Source organism: Pedosphaera parvula Ellin514, assembly GCF_000172555.1.
Lineage (GTDB): Bacteria > Verrucomicrobiota > Verrucomicrobiia > Limisphaerales > Pedosphaeraceae > Pedosphaera.
In genome coordinates this window covers 38,916-59,356 of record NZ_ABOX02000020.1, presented here as the reverse complement: position 1 = coordinate 59,356, position 20,441 = coordinate 38,916, and the positions used below count along the sequence as shown (strand labels likewise).

16 protein-coding genes are annotated in these 20,441 nt (G+C 52.9%); 12 read left to right on the top strand and 4 right to left on the bottom strand.

Annotated features, from left to right (window positions below):
- The first annotated feature begins 33 nt into the window (after positions 1-33).
- The 7 genes from CFLAV_RS16240 to CFLAV_RS16205 all read left to right on the top strand — a co-directional run bounded on the left by CFLAV_RS16240 (position 34) and on the right by CFLAV_RS16205 (position 11,933).
- Complete coding sequence (locus CFLAV_RS16240) at positions 34-1,560, top strand: alginate export family protein (RefSeq protein WP_007415862.1); 1,527 nt, start codon at positions 34-36, stop codon at positions 1,558-1,560.
- 14 nt (positions 1,561-1,574) lie between these two features.
- Complete coding sequence (locus CFLAV_RS16235) at positions 1,575-3,215, top strand: DmsC/YnfH family molybdoenzyme membrane anchor subunit (protein WP_007415861.1); 1,641 nt, start codon at positions 1,575-1,577, stop codon at positions 3,213-3,215.
- Positions 3,212-5,446, top strand: coding sequence for a molybdopterin oxidoreductase family protein (locus CFLAV_RS16230; RefSeq protein ID WP_007415860.1), 2,235 nt, complete (start codon positions 3,212-3,214; stop codon positions 5,444-5,446). Before CFLAV_RS16235 ends, CFLAV_RS16230 begins: the two co-directional genes overlap by 4 nt.
- A gap of 307 nt (positions 5,447-5,753) precedes the next feature.
- Complete coding sequence (locus CFLAV_RS16225) at positions 5,754-7,526, top strand: sulfite reductase subunit alpha (RefSeq protein ID WP_007415858.1); 1,773 nt, start codon at positions 5,754-5,756, stop codon at positions 7,524-7,526.
- Complete coding sequence (locus CFLAV_RS16220) at positions 7,526-9,295, top strand: NirA family protein (protein WP_007415857.1); 1,770 nt, start codon at positions 7,526-7,528, stop codon at positions 9,293-9,295. Before CFLAV_RS16225 ends, CFLAV_RS16220 begins: the two co-directional genes overlap by 1 nt.
- Positions 9,296-10,180: 885 nt before the next feature.
- Positions 10,181-11,068: a LysR family transcriptional regulator gene (locus CFLAV_RS16210; RefSeq protein WP_007415856.1), complete on the top strand. Its 888-nt coding sequence runs from the start codon at positions 10,181-10,183 to the stop codon at positions 11,066-11,068.
- A gap of 154 nt (positions 11,069-11,222) precedes the next feature.
- Positions 11,223-11,933, top strand: a complete 711-nt coding sequence (locus CFLAV_RS16205) for an alpha/beta hydrolase (RefSeq protein WP_007415855.1) — start codon at positions 11,223-11,225, stop codon at positions 11,931-11,933.
- Between the two features lie 688 nt (positions 11,934-12,621).
- On the opposite strand, the gene CFLAV_RS16200 is transcribed toward CFLAV_RS16205, so the two are convergent.
- Positions 12,622-13,071: an ester cyclase gene (locus tag CFLAV_RS16200; RefSeq protein WP_007415853.1), complete on the bottom strand. Its 450-nt coding sequence runs from the start codon at positions 13,069-13,071 to the stop codon at positions 12,622-12,624.
- A gap of 328 nt (positions 13,072-13,399) precedes the next feature.
- Between CFLAV_RS16200 and ada the strand changes: the two genes are divergently transcribed.
- Both ada and CFLAV_RS16190 read left to right on the top strand, forming a co-directional pair.
- Positions 13,400-14,491: a bifunctional DNA-binding transcriptional regulator/O6-methylguanine-DNA methyltransferase Ada gene (gene ada, locus CFLAV_RS16195; protein WP_192812801.1), complete on the top strand. Its 1,092-nt coding sequence runs from the start codon at positions 13,400-13,402 to the stop codon at positions 14,489-14,491.
- Entirely contained in the window at positions 14,481-15,203 is a 723-nt protein-coding gene (locus tag CFLAV_RS16190) for a 2OG-Fe(II) oxygenase (RefSeq protein WP_007415851.1), read from the top strand. Before ada ends, CFLAV_RS16190 begins: the two co-directional genes overlap by 11 nt.
- Positions 15,204-15,403: 200 nt before the next feature.
- Here CFLAV_RS16190 and CFLAV_RS16180 read toward each other — a convergent pair whose 3' ends face one another.
- Entirely contained in the window at positions 15,404-16,309 is a 906-nt protein-coding gene (locus tag CFLAV_RS16180; protein WP_007415850.1) for a LysR family transcriptional regulator, read from the bottom strand.
- 142 nt (positions 16,310-16,451) lie between these two features.
- Between CFLAV_RS16180 and CFLAV_RS16175 the strand changes: the two genes are divergently transcribed.
- From CFLAV_RS16175 to CFLAV_RS16165, 3 genes are read left to right on the top strand one after another with little or no spacing between them, the layout of a single operon-like run.
- Positions 16,452-17,372 carry an NADP-dependent oxidoreductase gene (locus CFLAV_RS16175; protein WP_040549119.1) on the top strand — a complete coding sequence of 307 codons (921 nt, stop codon included), beginning with the start codon at positions 16,452-16,454 and terminating at the stop codon, positions 17,370-17,372.
- Positions 17,373-17,408: 36 nt separating this feature from the next.
- Positions 17,409-17,846 (top strand): hypothetical protein, encoded by a 438-nt coding sequence (locus CFLAV_RS16170; RefSeq protein WP_007415848.1) that lies wholly within the window; start codon positions 17,409-17,411, stop codon positions 17,844-17,846.
- Between the two features lie 57 nt (positions 17,847-17,903).
- Positions 17,904-18,272 carry a nuclear transport factor 2 family protein gene (locus CFLAV_RS16165; RefSeq protein WP_007415847.1) on the top strand — a complete coding sequence of 123 codons (369 nt, stop codon included), beginning with the start codon at positions 17,904-17,906 and terminating at the stop codon, positions 18,270-18,272.
- A 144-nt stretch (positions 18,273-18,416) separates the two neighbouring features.
- Here the strand turns inward: CFLAV_RS16165 and CFLAV_RS16160 are convergent, their stop codons facing one another.
- Complete coding sequence (locus tag CFLAV_RS16160) at positions 18,417-19,433, bottom strand: AraC family transcriptional regulator (RefSeq protein WP_007415846.1); 1,017 nt, start codon at positions 19,431-19,433, stop codon at positions 18,417-18,419.
- 54 nt (positions 19,434-19,487) lie between these two features.
- On the bottom strand, positions 19,488-20,369 hold the full coding sequence (locus tag CFLAV_RS16155; RefSeq protein ID WP_007415845.1) for an oxidoreductase: 882 nt from the start codon (positions 20,367-20,369) through the stop codon (positions 19,488-19,490).
- Between the last annotated feature and the right edge of the window lie 72 nt (positions 20,370-20,441).

Below are 20,441 nucleotides of genomic sequence, written 5' to 3'. Positions count from 1 at the left end.
GTAGTTCCACACCTAAACCTAACCAACCGAAGAATGAAACGAACCTGCCCAACATTGCTGACCAGTTCCCTCGTCCTTGGCCTTGCGAACCAAGTCTACGCTCAGTACACACCACCTCCACCGCCGCAACCATTCCAAGGCTTCATCAACGAGTATCTACGCAAGGATGACCCTTACATGAACAAATGGGATTTCGGCGGTGCAATGCGCCTTCGCTATGAGGATCATGAGGGCTATGGCATTCCCGGTCGACCCGGCACACCACCTGCGCTCAATAATGATTTTCGCGCTCACGGAGCCGACGTTGACAATGACTATTTTCTATCACGTATCCGTCTCCATGTTGGGTATGTCGATGAGTGGTGGAGTGCCTACGTCGAGGGCCAAAGCAGCCTGACGTACAACGACCAGCGATTCGCCTATGCCAATGTTCCTCCCGTTGCCGGCACGGTGAAAAAACAAGGCGATGGACCGGAATACGATGCGATCAATCTCCACCAGGCTTTCGCCACCATTGGCAATCATAAGGAATTTCCATTATCGCTCAAAGTCGGCCGTCAGGAACTGAGTTACGGCGAGGAGCGTCTCGTGGGAGCCTACGGCTGGAACAACATTGGCCGTGTATTCGACGCTGCGAAACTTCGCTGGCAGAATGAATGGTTCGGTGCCGACTTTTTCACCGGTCGCGTGGTAATCCCGGAAAATGGCCGTTTCGATGTCAGCAATGATTACGACTGGTTCTCGGGCGTTTATGCCACTTCACCAATGGTGCCAAAGAACATACTGGATGTTTATTTTCTCTCCCGCAACGCTTCGCCCCAAGCCGCCGCCGCCGAACCTAGCCCGCAATTCCCTCAACCCAGCGCTCGCGACATCTACACCATCGGTTCCCGACTCAAATCCAGGCCGGGTGAACTTGCCGGATGGGATTATTCGCTCGAAGGCGCATACCAATTCGGCAATTTCCGGGATTCCCGTGCCGGCGCGCCGAAGCAAAGGCTTGATCAACAAGCCTACATGGTCGTGCTTCAAGGGGGCTACACTTTCACCAACTTATGGGCCACGCCCCGATTGGGATTGGAATACGATTTCGCTTCCGGTGACAGCAACCCGCATGATGGCAAGCACGAAACTTTTGATAATCTCTTCCCTACGAACCATAGGTTTTACGGCTCCCTCGATTTTGTTTCGTTGCAAAACATTCATGATGTTGGCGCCATTCTTCAGCTAAAACCTCTCCCGAGTGTCAGCGTCGCGCTCCAGGGCAACGCACTCTGGCTCGCGGACACGCATGACAGTTTTTACAACGTCGGTGGCGTCGCGCGCGGCGGGACAACCTCGACACCCGGCACAGGTTTCGGCGTCAATCCTGATTACAGCAACTTTCTCGGGACCGAGTTGACCGCCATCGTTGGTTGGGCACCAACACGTTTTGCCCAACTTGAAGGAGGCTACGGCCATTTCTTTCACGGGCAGTACATCTCGCAGACCTGGTCTGCGCCCGGGTTCGGTGCGCGTGATGCAGACTTTTGTTATGTGCAACTTACCATGCTGTTCTAGTCACCAATAGAAACATGACAACCAACAATTCATCTCATGATGGCCCCACGCTAATTGATGCGTTGTTGGCGGATCAACGTGAATTGTCAGCGGCAGATCGTTTTGCACGACAACACGAAAACCACGCCTTTCCAGCACAGGCAAAGTATTATCGCGATCTCATCCCGTTAACTCTTCCGAAACCTGGTGAACAATATGCCTTCGAAGTCGATTTGGATCGCTGCTCCGGATGCAAAGCCTGTGTGACTGCGTGCCACAGCTTGAATGGCCTGGATGAAGAAGAGACGTGGCGGGACGTAGGCCTGCTTCGCAGTGAGGACTGGCGCGCACCCTTCCAGGCAACCGTGACCACCGCCTGCCACCATTGCGTTGATCCCGGATGCCTGAGTGGTTGTCCTGTGCTGGCGTACGACAAAGACCCGGTCACCGGCATTGTCCGGCACCTCGATGACCAATGTATCGGTTGCCAATATTGCATCATGAAATGTCCGTACGAGGTGCCCAAGTATTCCGCGAAGCGGGGCATCGTTCGCAAATGTGACATGTGCAGCAGCCGCCTGAGTCACGGTGAGGCTCCGGCCTGCGTCCAAGCCTGTCCCAGTCAGGCGATTCGCATCACATTCGTGGAGCAAAAGGCTATTTTGAATCAGTTCCGCGGTAATATTGCCTCAACGAGTGTTGCCACCAACAACTTTCTGCCCACCGCACCAGAACCATCCGATACTCTTCCAACAACGCTTTACAAATCTTCCAGACCGCTCCCACGCAATTTGCTGGCTGGCGACCATGCGCGTGTTTCCCCTGCCCCCGCACATCTGCCGCTGGTGTTCATGCTCGTTTTGTCACAATTGGCGGTTGGCTTGAGCATCGGCACCCTGTTAATGCAACCTGCAAAATGGTTCAGCCTGACGGCCGCGCTTGCAGGCATGCTGGCCTTGGGGTTGGGCTCACTCCATTTGGGACGACCGCTGAAAGCCTGGCGGGCCTTTCTTGGCTGGCGAACCTCCTGGTTCAGCCGCGAAATTATCGCATTTGGAATCTTCGTTCCATCTGCAATGGCCACATTGGTTGCGTTTTGGTTTCCATCCCTCGCCACGCTCCAAAGAGGATTTGCATTTGCCACGGCGGGCACGGGTCTGCTCGGCATAGCGTGTTCCGCCATGATCTACGTGGATACCCGGCGTGAGTTTTGGAATGCATCGCAAAGTTTCACAAGGTTTTTGGGAACCACCTTTCTCCTCGGCAGCATGGCTAGCGCGGTGGGTGCCATGCTTTTTCCAAAAAACTCCGGCCCCTTTCTACCAGCAGCACTGATCACTCTCTGCGCGCTCACCATCGTCAAGCTTGTTTTTGAGCACCGAATTTTCAATCATTTGGTCGATGAGGAAAGTCCCTTCCTCTCGCCGTTGAACAAAACAGCGCGGCTGCTGGCCGGTAAACTTGGTTTGATTGCTCGTCTGCGCTTTTGTTGCGGATTCATCGGGGGAATTATCCTTCCAGTAACATACTTGCTCGAAAGCTCAGTCCACATAAACTCAAATGGATTTTGGCTCCTGACCATTTCTCTATTCTGCATTACTGGAGAATTGCTGGAACGCCATTTATTTTTCACTGCGGTTGCGCCAGCCAAAATGCCTGGAAGTATTTCCGCATGACGACCAAGGAACAACGTGAAGCCGCACCGGAAAACTCATTACTCCGCGAATGGACCGGGCCACTCACTTCGGATATCACCCTGCACCCGGGGAATTTTGGTTTGGGTAAGGTTCCTGCAAAGTTCCAGCCCGACGCCACGACCACCATGGTTTGCGGATTTTGTTCGACCGGCTGTGGTTTGAATATCCATCTCAAGGAAGGCCGCGCAGTAAATCTCACTCCTCAAACAAATTACCCCGTGAATCTTGGAATGGCCTGCCCAAAAGGTTGGGAAGCTCTAACTCCCCTGCAAGCGCCGGATCGCGCTACGACTCCTTATCTACGCGGCAAGGATGGAAAGCTGGAACCGGTGGATTGGAACGAGGCCATGACGGTCTTCACTGAGCGTTTCAAGGATATTCAGACGAGGCACGGTCCCGCTTCGGTGGCATTCCTGGGCACCGGTCAGATTGTGACTGAAGAAATGGCCTTTCTGGGAGCACTGGCCAAGTTCGGCATGGGAATGATCCATGGCGACGGCAACACGCGACAGTGCATGGCCACTGCCGTGACTGCTTACAAGGAATCCTTTGGATTTGATGCTCCGCCTTACACTTACCGGGATTTCGAAGAATCCGATGTCCTTGTTTTCATCGGTTCCAACCTTTGCATTGCTCACCCCATCCTGTGGCAACGCGTCCTGCGAAATCCCAACCAGCCGGAAATCATTGTCATCGATCCACGCAAAACTGAAACCGCAATGGCAGCTACGCAGCACTATCCCATCCGACCAAAATCCGATCTTACTTTTCTCTACGGTTTGGCAAATATTTTGATTAATCAGGGATGGATCAATCCTGATTACATTAACCAGCACACCGCCGGTTTTGAAGATTTCAAAAAACATGTTCAAGCCTTCACGCCTGAAATGACTGCTGAGGCGAGTGGCATTGACGTAAAACAACTGCATCACTTGGCGGAAACAATTCACCAAGGGAAGCGAGTCTCCTTCTGGTGGACCATGGGCGTAAACCAAAGTCATGAGGGAACGCGAGTGGCTCAGGCCATCATCAACATCGCCCTGATGACAGGCAACATCGGCCGTCCCGGGACCGGAGCAAACTCCATCACCGGCCAATGCAATGCAATGGGTTCGCGTCTGTTCAGCAACACAACAAATCTCTTGGGAGGACACGATTTCAAAGATGCTGCAGATCGGGAAAGAGTCGCCTCCATTCTGGGAATTGATGCTGGCCTCATTCCTAATCAAACGGGTTGGGCTTATGACCAGATCATCGACGGAATCGATACGGGCACCATCAAGGGCCTTTGGGTGGTTGCCACAAACACCGCACATTCCTGGATCAATCAATCCTCAATTCAAAGAATCTTTGCCAAATTGGAATTCCTCGTCGTACAGGACATGTATCACACCACGGAAACGGCGCAGTTCGCTCACTTGATACTGCCCGCCGCTGCCTGGGGAGAGAAGGATGGAACGTTCATCAATTCAGAGCGTCGGATTGGTTTAGTGAAAAAGGTCGCTCCTGCACCTGGGTTGGCTTTGTCAGATTTCAATATTTTTAAACTGGTAGCTGCGTATTGGGGATGCACTGAACTCTTCGCGCAATGGCGTTCTCCGGAAGTAGTATTTCAAATCATCAAAAGACTATCACATGGACAGCCCTGCGATTTCAGCGGGATTCTCGATTACAAAATGATCGACGCTGCAGGTGGCATTCAATGGCCTCTGCAGCAGGAGGAAAAGCTGCTGGATTCCGAGCGTCGGCTATTCGGCGACGGAATTTTTTATCACGGAGATGGAAAGGCTCGTTTTATATTCGGTGAACCCCGCGAAATGTCGGAGCCTCCGGATGCGGAATATCCATTCATCCTACTGACGGGCCGGGGCACATCCGCGCAATGGCACACACAGACCCGCACAGCTAAATCGGCAGTGTTGCGTCGGTTATATCCCGAAAGCATTTATGCCGAAATTAACCCTTCGGATGCGGCCCGGCGAGGCATCACGGCGAGTTCATGGGTTGAAGTAACCTCGCGTCGCGGCAGGTTAAAGGCCAAGGCATTTATCACCAGCACCATCGCAACGGGACAAATCTTTATTCCCATGCATTATGCCCAGACCAACCAACTGACATTTCCATCCTTTGATCCGTATTCACGCCAACCTTCCTACAAGTCCTGCGCCGTCTCAATTCGGGCAATCCATCCAAAGGAACAGAACGCATGAGAGTGATGTGACACTTTGTGCGGTTTGATTAAAAAACAACATCCCACACAACAAACTCTTTTATGCCCGTCGTAAAATTAGATTGTGATGAAATTCAGATAAAAAGAATTCTGAAGAATGATAAGTGCCTGATTACCAGTTTTTTCATAAGGAACCTCTACTGCATGAATTTTGTTCATGGCAGTTATTAAAAATTCCAAGATCGCTTTTCAACGATTGGCACGCGGAAGGCTATGGAATCTTGCAGCGTAGTGACGCGGAAAGTATGTCGAGCAAAATGAAAATCGTCCGCCCGGTTTGATACAATATGCGCCCCATCCCTTGCATCCCTGAAAATGCTCCTTTCACCGCCGAACAGCGAGCCTGGATCAATGGATTTCTGGCCGGCCTGTTTGCCGAGCCTACCAGCGAACCAGCCAATGCCGCATCAGAAGCCACGACCAGCACGCATAAGGTGCTGATTCTGTTCGGAAGCCAAACCGGCACGGCCGAAGGGCTTGCAAAAAAGGCCGCTGCTGAAGCATCAAAACGCGGAGTGAGCGCCCGGGTGTTGGACATGAATTCCTATGCTGCGATCGAGTGGGGGCAGGAATGTTCTGTGCTGCTGGTAACCAGCACCTGGGGAGATGGCGATCCACCGGACAATGCCGCGGCGTTCTGGAACTTTTTAAACTCTGAAACTGCTCCCCGTCTGGAACATATCAATTATTCAGTGCTCGCGCTGGGCGATCGTAACTACAGCGATTTTTGCGGTGCGGGCAGGAAGTTTGATGCACGTCTGGAACAATTGGGTGCAAAACGTTTGCACCCGCTCGGCGAGTGTGACACTGATTACGAAGCCCCGGCAAATGTCTGGATGTCCGCCATCTGGTCGGAGTTCAAAAAGCTTTCTGTTGAAACGCCCGCGCAAGTCAAGGAGTTGCTCCCTCCGCCAAAAACTGAGTCCAGTCCAAAAGCATACTCCAAGGCAAATCCATTTCCAGCGCGTTTGATCACGAATCGCAAATTGAACGGTGCGAACTCTGCCAAGGAGACAAGGCATTTCGAGATTTCGCTTAAGGATTCGGGGCTCAATTACGAAGTGGGAGATGCCCTCGGCGTGATGCCTGCCAATTGTCCCGCTCTGGCTGATGAAGTGTTGCTTGCCCTCAAGTGCGATGGTGAAGAGGCTGTCAAACTTGCGCATGGAACCGAGGTGTCCCTTCGTAAAGCACTCATCGAGAACTTTCAGATCACAAGAATATCAACGGGCTTTCTCAAAATCCTGGCTGAACGTTCCAACGATGAGCAGCTGAAGAAACTATTGGCCCCTGACGCCAAAACCGAATTGGATAAATTTCTTCATGGCCGTGAATTGATTCACCTTCTGTTAAGCCATCCTGGAGCCTCCTTTTCTCCCGGTGAAATTGCAGAACTGCTGCCCAAACTACAGGCACGACTCTATTCCATTTCCTCCAGCCCGAGGATGCACCCGGGAGAAGTTCACCTCACGGTTGCCATTGTGCGTTATGACAGTCATGGCCGCCCCTGCAAAGGTGTCTGCTCCACATTCCTCGCGGACCGTGTGGATGAGCAAACACCAGTTCCGGTCTTCGTGCAACCTTCACACGGTTTTCGCCTGCCACAGAATCATGATGCTCCCATCATCATGATCGGACCAGGAACGGGCGTGGCGCCATTCAGAGCCTTTCTTGAAGAGCGGCGCGCCGTGGGGGCGCGAGGTAAAAACTGGCTTTTCTTCGGAGACCAGCGGCGTGCCACTGATTTCCTGTATGCAGATGAATTGGAATCCATGCTGAAGGACGGACATCTGACGCATTTGGATACCGCATTTTCGCGCGATCAGGCGGACAAGATTTATGTGCAGCAGCGAATACTGGAAAAGTCAGCGCAGTTCTGGGAATGGCTCGAAGCGGGAGCGCACGTTTACGTCTGCGGTGATGCCAAACGCATGGCCAAGGATGTGGATATGGCCCTGCATCAACTAATTCAGAGCGCGGGTGGAAATGGTGCCGGACAAGCTGCCGAGTATGTCCAAAAACTAAAAGTGGAGAAACGTTATCAAAGAGATGTGTATTGATGAATACTCCGACCCTGCCATTTGAAGAAATCAAAGGTCAAAAGCTCAGCGATGAACAGCGCTCCTACCTGGAGGGCTTGTTCGCTGGTCTTGCCAACCGAGGCTTTAAATTCACTGATGTAGCAACTAATCCAATTACCACCATTAGCCAGCCAACAGCACTTGAAGGACTGATCTTCGAAGAGCGCATCAAACATGAGTTGCATCCTCTGGAGAGCTTTCCCTTATTGCTTGAGCATGCCGCTGCCAACAAAGCTCCAGAGCGTGAAAATATTTTCAGGTTTAAATGGAATGGCCTTTTTTATCTGACGCCGAATAAGGAAGCCTTTATGGCCCGGCTGCGGATTCCGGCGGGACAACTCAAGACCTTTCAATGGCGCGAGATTGCGCACGTTGCGAACGAACTGACCACGAAATACGTGCAGATCACCACCCGCTCAAACCTTCAAATACGCTTGATCGAAATGAAGGATGCCCCCGAGGTATTGCGCCGCATCCAAAGCGTTGGCTTGCATACCAGAGGCTCAGGAGCAGACAACATTCGCAATCTTACGGCCAATCCGACTTTTGGAATCGATCCTCATGAACTTATCGACACCGGACCTTTGTGCCATCAACTGGGACAAATCATCCTCAATGATCGCCAGTTCTACGACCTGCCAAGGAAGTTCAATGTCGCCTTCGACGGTGGTGGGTTAATCGGCACAGTCGAGGACACCAACGATATCGGCGTGAAGGCCGTCAACGTTCCTTCAAAGCAGGGAAACCTTGAGGCTGGCATTTATTTTCGGATTAAACTGGGAGGAGCCACTGGCCATAAAGCATTTGCAAAAGATCTGGGTGTCCTGGTTCGTCCCGAGGAAATACTAAAGGTAATCGTTGCCGTGATCAGGGTCTATATAGCGCACGGCAATCGTACTGATCGTAAAAAGGCTCGCCTAAAACATTTGCTCGAGCAGTGGACGTTGGAACAATATTTGGCCGAGACAGAAAAGCTGCTCGGCTATCAATTATTCAAGGCTCCCTTGGAAGCAGATGGAAACTCATCTGTTCATACGGAGCACAAACTTCCAATTGTATCCCACTCGCATATTGGAGTCTTTCCTCAAAAACAGTCCGGGCTAAATTATATCGGTGTTGCCCTCCCGGTCGGCCAGATTACTCCCAAACAGATGTTACGACTGGCGGATATTGCAGATAATTATGCCTCAGGTGAAATCCGTCTTACCGTTTGGCAGAACTTGATCATTCCAAACATTCCCGACGCCTTCGTCGAAACCGTCAAGAAAGCCCTGGTCAAGATGGGACTACACTGGCAACAGTCGAACATTCGCAGCGGGTTGGTTGCCTGCACCGGAAATTCCTACTGCAAATTTGCCGCCTCCAATACGAAGGCACATGGTTTGGAACTGGCGAACTATTTGGAAAAGCGTTTTAAACTGGACCAACCGATCAACATCCACCTGACGGGTTGCCCCAACTCCTGCGCACAGCATTACATGGGAGATATAGGATTATTGGGTGCAAAGGTTAAAATGGGTGGAGCAAGCGTGGATGGTTATCATGTCTTTGTCGGAGGCGGTTTCGGAGACAACCAGTCTGTGGGGCGGCAAGTGTTCCAAGGAGTTTCGTTCGAGCAACTCTCGTCAACGCTCGAGAAGATGCTGGAAGGTTACTTGCGTCATCGACAAGTGGGCGAAAGTTTTCAGAAATTTACCGCTCGACATGATCTCAACACGCTGCAGGCCATTTTCAGCAATGAGGAGTGACAGTTTTAGTCTGACTGCACGATCAGGTCCGTAGCTGGGAGCAGATCAAAACGCACCCGGACACAGCTTGGAAAATCGTTAGGCGGGGTCGGTTGCACTGCCGCACACACAAGACTCTTGCATCACCACCGTCCATGTACAGTTGACGAGGTTGGGATCGATGGCTGCCAGATAGGTCTTGCCCAACGCCAAGTTCAGCGCGGGTTACTCAAAGGACTGGTTGCGGGCATCCCACTGCCGCTCGGCTTCCACCTGGTCTATGGTGCGCAGGCTCTCCCCATTGCGCGTCTGGGTATCTTCCAGGTGGTAGCAGTCACCTTCCCGCTAATAAAGCCAGTAACGATGCTTCAACATCATAACCTTTCGAGGGAAAGCCAGGCCGAAGCATCTGTGTTAGGGATTACTGGGAGAATCGGTGCGGAGTTGCAGCGAATTGTGACCAAAACCACGTACCCACTCACTTTACTACACAGTTGGCCCATTTAAGCATCTAACTGAGGGTGCTGTTATTGAACTCCAACAACTTAAGAAGTGGCTCCAAAGGTAGGACTCGGACGGCTCACCCATTAATTTCCTAAAAAAATAGCATGTTTCCTGAGATAAACGCAAGCTAATCGTGCCAACTCTGGCCAAATCGCACAGGCTTGCGCCAGCTGTACCCTCTCACTTTACTACACAGTTTGATTCCGGCAGTTTGCCATGCCACTTGGTTTTTCTGGTGTTGGCAGAACTGCGCGAATCGCTTTCCGAGGATGAATTCCTAGCACGAGTGAGTAGAGTTAACCAAGCAAAATAGAAATAGGGTTTCCTTTGACGTGACCTGCGCTACTCGAGCGTATCGGATTCTTGCCGTGCAACTTGTTTCTGACATGATTGCCTCCAACTATGGAACTGCGCCATTTAAGATACTTCGTGGCTGTTGGCGAAGCCCTGAATTTCACCAAAGCCGCAACGCGACTTCGACTCGCGCAACCCGCTTTAAGCCGGCAGGTTTCAGATTTGGAAGATGAATTGGGCGTGGACTTGCTCAAACGAAATTCCCATGGTGTTACCTTGACTGCGGAAGGAAAATTATTCCTGGAGGACGCGAAAAGGATTCTTCAACTCGTAGACGAGTCAGCAACGAAAGTCCGCGCCCTGGCTCGCGGTGAATTTGGCGAATTGCGCGTCGGCTACCTGCCTCCCCTGGACCAGGAAATACTGCCGCGAGCACTCGCTGAATTTCAGAAACTCACGCCCGGGGTAAAGGTGATCCTCCATGATCTGGGCAGTGACGAGCTGTGCAATGAATTGCGCAATGGCTTCCTGCAACTCGCGCTCATGATTCAACCCAGCGAAGAAACCTCCGCAGGATTGGAGTTTGAAGAGCTTCGCCGTTACCCATTTTTCGTCGCGATGGCACCGGGACATCCGTTGTCGCGCATGAAAAACATCTCCGTGGAGACCCTTGCCGCCCATCCGCTGGTTGTCCTTGGCCGCCGGAATAACTCCGAATATCACAGATTGCTGCACAAGGTGTTTTCACCGCTGCGCCCAAACGTTGCAACCGAGAGCGACAGTATAAACTCGCTTATTACCGAGGTTCGAATCGGAGCGAAGGTGGCTGTGGTCAGTGAACTCTTCAGACAAGCCATCGGGAAAAGACTTCATTACCGGCCGCTCGCCAAAACCACTGCCACACTTTGCCTGGGCATTGCCCGCGCCAAGCACGGTGATGTCACTCCTGCCGGGGAGAAACTGTGCGCTAGTATCAGGAAGGTCGCTGCCGTTTAAGGGTGTTTGCGCCAACTCCTGATATTCCTAAAAAGCATCGCGGCACAAGAAACAGGGTATTGGCTGCCTGATAAGGATCGCTGGTAGTGTCATTCACAGATTGGCAAACGTCACTAGATACAAACAAGAAACCAAAATTGGAAAGAAAATCGTTATGAACACGCAAAAATTGAATCAGCAGAAAAACAAGGCCATTGTTCTCGTTCACGGAGGTTTTGTGGACGGTTCGGGATGGGCGGGCGTATATAGCATGCTTAAGAAAAAAGGCTACAACGTCCTCATCGTCCAAAACCCGACCAAATCTTTGGCCGACGATGTCGCGGTCACCAAATCCGCAATTGACAGTTTGAACAGTGAGGTCGTGCTCGTGGGGCATTCCTACGGTGGCGTGGTGATCACGGAAGCAGGCACTCACCCCAAGGTTTCTGATCTGGTTTACATAACCGCCTTCGCTCCGGACCAGGGAGAATCAGTGTCATCATTGATCGCGAACCCTCCGCCCGGCGCACCGGTGCCACCAATTTTGCCGCCCAAGGACGGCTATCTCTTTCTGGACCGAACCAAATTCGCGGCCTCATTCGCTGCTGACGTTGAACCCGGATTGGCATCATTCATGGCTGATTCCCAGGTGCCATGGGGCCTGGATGCGCTCTCTGGCGCCGTTTCGCAACCGGCATGGAAAACCAAGCCGAGTTATTACCTGGTTGCCACGGAAGACAAGATGATTCCGCCGCCAGCCCAGCGGGCCATGGCGGGGCGTGCCAAAGCACAAGTGACGGAAGCGCCCGGCAGTCACGCCATCTACGTTTCCAAACCAGAGGTGGTGGCAGAGCTTATTCAGAGGGCCGCTGACGCTCGCGCCTAAAACGAAGCCTCCCATACTTATCACCGGTGAAGATTTCATGTCCTCACCGGTGATTTTTTTCGCACCCGCCTCTGGATTCTGCAACTCGTTGAAAAACAATTTGTTTGGAGTTGGAGGTGAGGGTCGGAATCGAACATCGTATCCAATTCGGCTAGGTCTTTCGCCCTTCAGGGCAATGGCCCGCGAAGCAGGGCGGCCAGTGGGAGTAGTCTTTAGAGGGCACCACGACCGGCCCCTGTGAAGCCAGGCCAGTGAGGGCCAAGGAAAGGCCGATGTAGAGGGGAGCAATGCGGGAAAGGACTTGAAAACGGCCCAAGGAAATTATTCTTCCAACCATTTCCGCGCCAGCGGGCGAAAATGGCGCGATTCAGTGCGAACGCATGAAGCGTGACAAGTTAGCATCCTCCGGCCTGTCTTCAAATTGAACTGTGCCGAAGTGGAGCGGAGTGCTCGCGGAGTCGGCGAAGCGGATCACGAAGTGGAACGTGGCCGGTGCAATGCAGAAGTCAGGCCCCTCCTCGGCGGCAGTCTGCGATTTTGAGCAAAGCCGAGCCAGCGGCCAAAGATCGCTAGTCTGCCGCCGTTGTGATCGGGCAAATCATTAAATAAAAGGGCGCACAGCTCTCGCCGTGCGCCCGATTTATGACAGATTTAAATGGCCCCGAATATGGGCTCCATTCAATATTTGTCAGGCCTTCTTCAAAATGCCGAGTTGGGTCAACGTGGTCACACCATCATCAAGCCCAAGTTCTTCAACGATTTTGCCGTCGATGACCTTGAGGATCGTAATTCCGGTGAACCGCATTTTGCGACCAGTCTTTGCCGGAAGCGAACCGTGGATGAAGTCCGCAAATGCGGGGCCGGTGTGTGTGCCGCCACCGTCCCACTGCCCAACAACGTAATCGCCATCAGCAATTAGGTCGGCAGTACCCCAAAAGTTAAGGTCGGGGAATGCCTTGCGGAAGTCGGTCATGAACGCCTTGATATCGGCGTGACCCCGGCGAGGTTCATGGAGCGAATACTTCAGGAGCATGTTGGGAGCGGCGATCTCGTCAACGATTGAGAGGTCGCATTCTTTGCCCCAAAATTTTTCAAACCATCGACCGACCACCGCCTTGTTATCATCTTGTTTAGACATAATTCTTCCTTTCGCTTATACAGACTTTGTTTTGTTTCTCAGCAGTTACGTCGTGCAACTGTCAGAAGACGCTATTCCAATTCCGCGAACTCCAAACTCCGTTTCACGACTTTAAATTCCGCGGCTCACGAATTTGAAAGCAAGAACCGGAGTTCGCGAACCATTGAGATCAGGTAGATTACTAAGAGAAAGTAAATCGTGTGAACACTGCCACGAACTCGAATCCGATAAGCGTACTCAATTGCGTCTGCGGATGCCGGGAAATGAATTTGAAAGCAAGAACCAGAGTTCCTGATAATTGGGACAATGACAAATTTGGAGCATGATTATGAAAACGAAATCTGCGGCTAAAAAAAGAGGTCCACAGTTTGCCAGTGATAAAGCCCGCTGGCAGGCGCTATTGAAAAAGGACCCACGGGGCGATGGCAAGTTTTGGTATTCGGTGAAAACAACCGGGGTGTTTTGTCGCCCATCCTGCCCATCGAGACAGCCCAACCGTGAAAACGTTGCGTTTTACACAACCATAAAAGACGTGGAACAAGCAGGCTTTCGCGCCTGTAAGCGTTGTGACCCCAAAGGAATTGGACTCGTGGGCAAACATGCGGAGGCAGTCGCAATAGCATGTCGGCTCATCGAGCAAGCCGACGAACTTCCGAGCTTGGGCCAGATTGCCAAGGCAGTCAAAATGAGTCCCGGCTATTTTCAACGCCTGTTTAAAACCGCCACCGGCCTTACACCAAAAGAGTATGCAAAGGGGCACCGTGCTGGCCGTGTGAAGACTGTTTTGCCAAAAAGAGGAACCGTGACTGAAGCCATTTATGAATCTGGTTTTAATTCCAATGGCCGATTTTACGCGGACTCTACTAAAATACTGGGCATGAAACCAACCGAATACCGAAACGGCGGCACCGGCAATACGATCCGATTCGCCATCGGTGAATCGTCTTTGGGTTCGATTCTCGTCGCCGCTTCTCAAAAGGGAGTTTGCGCAATATTTTTGGGCGCCGACCCGGACGTGCTTGCGCAAAATCTTCAAGATCAATTTCCAAAGGCGAATATTATCGGCGGGGATGCTGAATTTGAGAAGCTGGTCGCTCAGGTGGTGGGCTTCGTCGAGTCGCCGGGCGTCGGACTCAAGCTCCCCTTGGACATTCGCGGCACGGCTTTCCAGCAACGCGTTTGGAAAGAGCTTCAGCGGATTCCTGTTGGTGAGACGGCTAGCTATTCAGACGTGGCAAATCGTATCAAGCTTCCCAAAGCTGTTCGGGCTGTCGCCCAGGCCTGCGGGGCAAACACGCTTGCTGTGGCTATTCCTTGCCATCGAGTTGTGCGGACTGATGGAAATATTTCCGGTTATCGCTGGGGCGTAGTTCGCAAGGAGAAACTTTTGGCAATTGAAAAAATAACGCATGACAACTAAATCGACTTCAATCTCAGACCGCATCGATGCCCTTGACTGGAAATCCTTGGGTAGTGAGTTGGATGGCTTTGGCTGCACAATTCTCAAATCGGTTCTCACACGGGATGAGTGCCGCACTATTGCAGGCATGTTTGATCAGAAAGACATCTTTCGCAGCACTGTTGTCATGGCTCGGCACGGCTTTGGCAAGGGCGAGTATAAATATTGGTCATACCCACTACCTAAGATTGTTAACGACCTGCGGGTCTCGCTCTACCCGCACTTGGCCACGGTTGCAACCCGATGGAATACGTCGATGAAGATTGACGTTTGGTATCCCAAGACGCATGAGGAGTATATCCAACGCTGTCATGCGGCAGAACAGACCAGGCCGACACCCCTGCTGTTAAGTTACAGTGAGGGCGATTGGAACGCTTTGCATCAGGATTTGTATGGTGAGAATGTGTTTCCGATTCAAGTCGCCTTTCTTTTGTCAGAGCCCGGCAAAGATTTTACAGGCGGTGAGTTCGTACTGACCGAACAACGGCCCCGGATGCAGTCACGAGCAGAGGTCGTAAGTCTTCAACAGGGGGATGCAGTGGCTTTTGCCGTAAGCCACCGCCCGGTGCAGGGCACGAAAGGCGTCTATCGCGTAAATTTAAGGCATGGCGTCAGCCGCCTCCGCTCTGGCCATCGCAACACTATGGGCATCATTTTCCATGACGCGAAATAGCCACCTTTGCGAAAGAGGTGACCACCCAGCCCAACACTTTCCCGACACTTTTGCTGACGTTTTTTAGATAGTTTCAGAGCAGTAGTCTCGCGGCTGTGACTGAGCTGCGGGGCGTCAGGGGTGGCCTTCGTGAGCGGCGCAAGCCGGGAGAGCGCGAAAGCCTGGTTTTTGAGAACCGGGACATCCGGGCAATGGCGAACTCAGGCAGGCGGCGTCCGCTTTGAAAACTTTCGCAAGAACTCACAGAATTTCTCGCCAGCAGGCGTGAGATCTCCGTTCTTCGCACGAGCAATTCCAACAGGGATCTCGTCCTTGGAGCCGGCCACCGGACGAAGCACCAGCCTCTTTCCAGTCACAACCTTGAATACGGACATCGCCAGTGATACGCCTCGCCCTGTTTCAACCGCAGTAATCAACGAACTGCCGCTGTCGCATTCCACAGCGATTTTAGGTGTAACACCCAAGGGGCGGAAAATTCGCTCAACGAACGGGTAATAATCCGGGTAGTCGTGGCGGGCGAATCCCACGAGTGGCTCGTTCGCGATTTTTTCCAACGGAATGGCTTTGAGTCGGGTCAACGGATGCGATGGGGAGAGCGCCACATAATATGGATAAGACCGCAGCGGTTCGAATTCGATGCCCTCCGCCTCCATGTTCACGACCTCGGGAAGCACCGCCAGTTGCAGGGTGCCATCTTGTAGCCCGTCCACAATCTCCCGACGAGACGCGTCATGCAGCAAGACATTCACATGGGGAAAGGCCCTCTGATAAGCGGCCAGCGCGGGCGGCAATATCTCGACCGTTGGTGACGGGGCATAGCCGATGTGCAAGCTGCCAAACTGTCCCCGCGCCAATGCACGCACTTGTTCCACTGATTCATCGGCCATTTTCAACAATTGGCGAGTTTTCTCCAGGAACAGTTTTCCCTCCGCCGTGAGTGTTACGCCGCGCGGACTGCGTTTGAGCAGGTCCACGCCGATTTCATCCTCCAAGTCTTGAACTCGCCGACTCAGCGCCGGTTGCGCGATGCGCAGTTGCCGGGCCGCCTTGGTGAAATTCAATGCGTCAGCCACAGCCAGGAAATATCGCAAGTGCCGGAGTTCCATTTCGCTCCATTATGCCAAAAAGGCATGGCGACACAAGCATCATGGTATTGGGCGGAACGGAGCCAATGAGGGATAGTGGCAGCAGATGGTCGGTAGGTCTCACAAGAAAAGAAGAATAGATTATAACCTGGAGAAAATGATTATGAAAGCGATACGAATTCATCAATACGGCGGGCCGGAAGTTATGGCGCAAGTGGAAATGCAGCGTCCGACACCCGGCCTGAACGAAGTGCTCATCAAAATTGCGGCTGCCTCGATCAACCCGATTGATTGGAAACAGCGGGCTGGCTATTTGAAAGATGTTTTCCCGCTCACGTTTCCTGCGACTCTGGGGTGGGACGTTTCCGGCACGGTGGAAGAGGTGGGCGAAAATGTCACCCATTTCCGACGTGGCGACCAAGTGTATGCGCTACTGGAAGGCGGCGGCTACGCGGAATATGCCGTAGTCAAGGAAGCCGCCGTTGCTAAGAAGCCCAATACGTTGGATCACGTGCACGCTGCCGCTATTCCTGTGGCGGGCCTGGCGGCTTGGCAGGCTCTCTTCGAAGTCGCGCAGCTCCGTGCAGGTCAAAAGGCGCTGATCCACGCAGCCGGTGGAGGTGTTGGCGTTTTCGCTGTGCAGTTCGCCAAAGCAAAGGGCGCCTACGTGATCGGAACTGCCTCATCAAAGAACCAGGCATTTCTGCGCGAATTGGGCGTCGATCAAGCAGTCGATTACCAGGCGGCTCGATTTGAGGATGTCGTCCGTGATGTGGACGTGGTTCTCGACACGATCGGTGACGACACCCAGGAACGCTCGTTCAAAGCGCTCAAGAAAGGCGGGATTTTGGTGTCCATTGTTCAGCCGCCTTCGCAAGAACTGGCTGCCAAACACGGCGTTCGTGCCTTATTCTACGGCGCCCATGCGAGTTCATCCGACCTCGCTGAAATCGCAAAACTGATCGACTCCGGCAAAGTGAAGACGGTGGTAGACACCGTTCTTCCTCTGACGGAAGCGCGGCGCGCTCATGAATTGAGTCAAAGCGGCCATGTGCGCGGCAAGATCGTTTTGAAGGCTGCGTGATTTGGAATTACCAACTTAAGAAAGGGAGATATTGATATGAAAATTGCAACAATCATCGTTCGCAGTCTGCTGGGGCTGATCTTCATCGTGTTTGGATTGAACTTGTTCCTGCATTTTATTCCCATGCCGCCGCCGCCGGAAGGTCCGGCGCGCGACTTTATGACGTCCCTGTTTGTGAGCCATTACGTATACGTCGTGGGCGCTTTGCAAGTCGCAGGCGGTCTCCTGCTTTTAAGCGACCGTTCGGCGCCGTTGGCCTTGACGCTGCTCGGACCGGTGATCGTCAATATCCTTTGTTTCCACGCCTTCATGGCGCCGGCAGGATTGCCTATGGCAATTGTAGTGTCAGTTCTTGCGCTGTTCCTACTTTGGCGTTACCGCGGCAATTTCGCCGGAATTCTGGTTACCGCTCCCGCGAATGTGAATTCACGGAGCCAACAACCTGCGGCAAGAACTCTGCCTGATCATTCCTAAGTAATTACGTATGCCACCGACGAGCATCGGGCATTTTGGAAGACTGGAATCCGCATTATGAAAACATCCTACAGCATATCGAACCTACTCACCCGCAATCTTCACGACGTCTTTGGAGAAAATGACCCCGCGCGTCGCCGCAAGGCCATTGACGAGATCTTCACCGAAGATTGCGCGTTCTACGAGCCGAAGGGGATCTACCGTGGCCGCGATGAAATCGATCGAATCGCGGGCGCTATCAAAGCTACTCACCCTGATTTTCAATATCAGCCCATCGCCGAGCCAGAAGAATTGGTAAATGCCGGGCGAATCCGATGGGTATCGGGCCGTCCGGGCGAAGCGCCAGCTTACGCCGGGACTGATTTCATCATCGTTCGGGAGGGCCGGATTGCTGCCGTTTATCTCTTTTTCGACAAGCTATCGTGAGCCGGACTCTCCTGACAACTTGTTACATTTAACGCAGGGCGGCACGCTCTATCGAACTTCTCGGCAAACGACCCAATCGGACATGACAAGACGTGATGGACGGCTCTTTTGGTTGATTGATTGTGACGCCCGACATAATGTCCTTCAGCTTGTTGCTGCACGCTTCAACGACCGCCAGTGGCCGGGTGTGGTGCCTTCCCAAGTTTTGAAAGCGCGGTAAAAAGAATTTGCGTCATCGTAACCGAGCAAATAGGCGGCCTCATTGATTTCAATCGAGGATTGAGTGAGGTATTGGCGTGCGAGTTCCTGCCGGGCTTCGAGCACCAGTTGACGAAAGGTGGCGCCCTCATCGGTGATGCGACGTTGCAATGTGCGCGCGCTCATCCCGAGTTCCTTAGCCACGAGCAGAATGTCCGGACGATTGCCGGATAGCAGGCGTTTTAGTATCCATTTTACCTGATCGCCGATCTGGGTTTTAGCCTTTTTCCCTTCCAAAGCCTTTTCCAATTGCGGATTCAACATTTCCAAGAGATCGGCATTGTGTGTCGCGAAAGGCAGGTCGAGGTCCGAAGTGTTAAGAACCAGCGCGTTGCGTTGCGAGCGGAATTTCACTGGGCACCTGAAGAACTTCTCGTGGACGCCATTCGACTCCTGCACACGCTTTAATTCCACTCGTTTGGGCCGAAGTTGCGTCTGTGTACCGCGGCGACCAAGTTCGACAAATGACGCGAGTATTGCGTCTGTGAGCAGCGGCGGTATGTCACCATCGGGATACAGCCAAACCGTCTCGATTATGCACTCATCTCCCTTGGAGGTAATATGAACCTCCTCGGGACAGCAGAGCTGCTTGTACCGCGCCACGCGCTCAATGGCATCTCGGTAATTGCGGGCGTGAAGCGCGGCGAGGGTTCCTGGGTGATAATGTTCAGGTTCGAGTTCGCTCGCGAGTTTCAAGCCGACAGCGGGATCGGGATTGAGTTCGCCGACCGCGCGCCAAAGGGCGAAGAACTGGGCCGTGGTTACAAGGTTCTTCTCCCCATCGTAAAGGCTGACGGGCAGTCGGCTTTGGCGTAGCACAGCCGCTGGCGTGAGTCCGATTTTTTTCAAGCCGCGCCAGAAGGCGTTGGCGGCTTTGAATTTGTCCGGGACTTGAGAGGTCATATTACAAATATGGTCATATAATTGGTGTTTTGAAATCGTCAATATTTGTTTCCATTAGGCTTTGCCGAGGACTTGCAAGACCGCGGGATCAGTGGCAGATACCGACACCCCGTCGAAGTCTGTCGATTGAGTTAGCGATGCCCAGCGATTCAATTCATCGAGACTTTGCTGGTATCCACGACGACCCAAGGCCATCGCGTCGTTGCCCAAGGGCAGCCGCAGCGGCGGCGCTGGCTGGTCGGCGATCTGTAAAATGGCGGCGGCGCCTTTGCGAGGATCTCCTGGCTCGTGTCCCGTGTGAGTTTCCATGTGTCTGCGCATCACCCCAACGGTTGGAGCATAAGCCTCGATGGGTGTGGCGTAGGCCATTGAGCTGCCAGCCCAATCGGTGCGGAACCCACCCGGTTCAACAATGGTGAGTTTAAGGCCCAACGGCTTGATCTCTTGTGCGAGCGATTCGCTGAAACCTTCAACGGCGAACTTCGCGGCATTATAGCCCGACATGCCGGGCACCCCGATTCGACCACCGATGGATGTGATCTGAATGATATGTCCGTGGCCCTGACGACGAAGGATGGGGAGGACCGCGCGCGTGACGTGGACGACCCCCCAGAAATTCGTGTCAATCTGGCCGGCGAATTCATCAGGCGTCATCTCCTCGAATGCGCCTGAGAAACCATATCCGGCATTGTTAACGAGAACGTCAATCCGGCCGAAAGCTTCGATGGCAAAAGCGACTGCTTTTTCCGCATCCGTAGGCGAGGTGACGTCCAGCTTCACGGGTCGAATTTGTGAACCATAGCGTGCAACGAGATCGTCGAGCTGTTCGGGCCGACGGGCCGTAGCGACGACGGAATAACCGGCCTCAAGGACCGCTTCGGTAAGAGCGCGGCCGAAGCCGCGCGAACTGCCAGTAATGAACCAGATGTTTTTCATATTCGTTTTCTTTGTCGGTTCCACCGGACCATCCGGTGGTATTGACACGAATAATCTAGCTCTACCCGTCGC

Coding starts and splice junctions, on each gene's coding strand:
- CFLAV_RS16200 (WP_007415853.1), bottom strand. CDS start 13,071: ATGTCTAAACAAGATGATAACAAGGCGGTGGTCGGTCGATGGTTTGAA.
- CFLAV_RS16175 (WP_040549119.1), top strand. CDS start 16,452: ATGAAAGCGATACGAATTCATCAATACGGCGGGCCGGAAGTTATGGCG.
- CFLAV_RS16235 (WP_007415861.1), top strand. CDS start 1,575: ATGACAACCAACAATTCATCTCATGATGGCCCCACGCTAATTGATGCG.
- CFLAV_RS16205 (WP_007415855.1), top strand. CDS start 11,223: ATGAACACGCAAAAATTGAATCAGCAGAAAAACAAGGCCATTGTTCTC.
- CFLAV_RS16240 (WP_007415862.1), top strand. CDS start 34: ATGAAACGAACCTGCCCAACATTGCTGACCAGTTCCCTCGTCCTTGGC.
- CFLAV_RS16210 (WP_007415856.1), top strand. CDS start 10,181: ATGGAACTGCGCCATTTAAGATACTTCGTGGCTGTTGGCGAAGCCCTG.
- CFLAV_RS16225 (WP_007415858.1), top strand. CDS start 5,754: ATGCGCCCCATCCCTTGCATCCCTGAAAATGCTCCTTTCACCGCCGAA.
- CFLAV_RS16230 (WP_007415860.1), top strand. CDS start 3,212: ATGACGACCAAGGAACAACGTGAAGCCGCACCGGAAAACTCATTACTC.
- CFLAV_RS16155 (WP_007415845.1), bottom strand. CDS start 20,369: ATGAAAAACATCTGGTTCATTACTGGCAGTTCGCGCGGCTTCGGCCGC.
- ada (WP_192812801.1), top strand. CDS start 13,400: ATGAAAACGAAATCTGCGGCTAAAAAAAGAGGTCCACAGTTTGCCAGT.
- CFLAV_RS16160 (WP_007415846.1), bottom strand. CDS start 19,433: ATGACCTCTCAAGTCCCGGACAAATTCAAAGCCGCCAACGCCTTCTGG.
- CFLAV_RS16220 (WP_007415857.1), top strand. CDS start 7,526: ATGAATACTCCGACCCTGCCATTTGAAGAAATCAAAGGTCAAAAGCTC.
- CFLAV_RS16190 (WP_007415851.1), top strand. CDS start 14,481: ATGACAACTAAATCGACTTCAATCTCAGACCGCATCGATGCCCTTGAC.
- CFLAV_RS16170 (WP_007415848.1), top strand. CDS start 17,409: ATGAAAATTGCAACAATCATCGTTCGCAGTCTGCTGGGGCTGATCTTC.
- CFLAV_RS16180 (WP_007415850.1), bottom strand. CDS start 16,309: ATGGAACTCCGGCACTTGCGATATTTCCTGGCTGTGGCTGACGCATTG.
- CFLAV_RS16165 (WP_007415847.1), top strand. CDS start 17,904: ATGAAAACATCCTACAGCATATCGAACCTACTCACCCGCAATCTTCAC.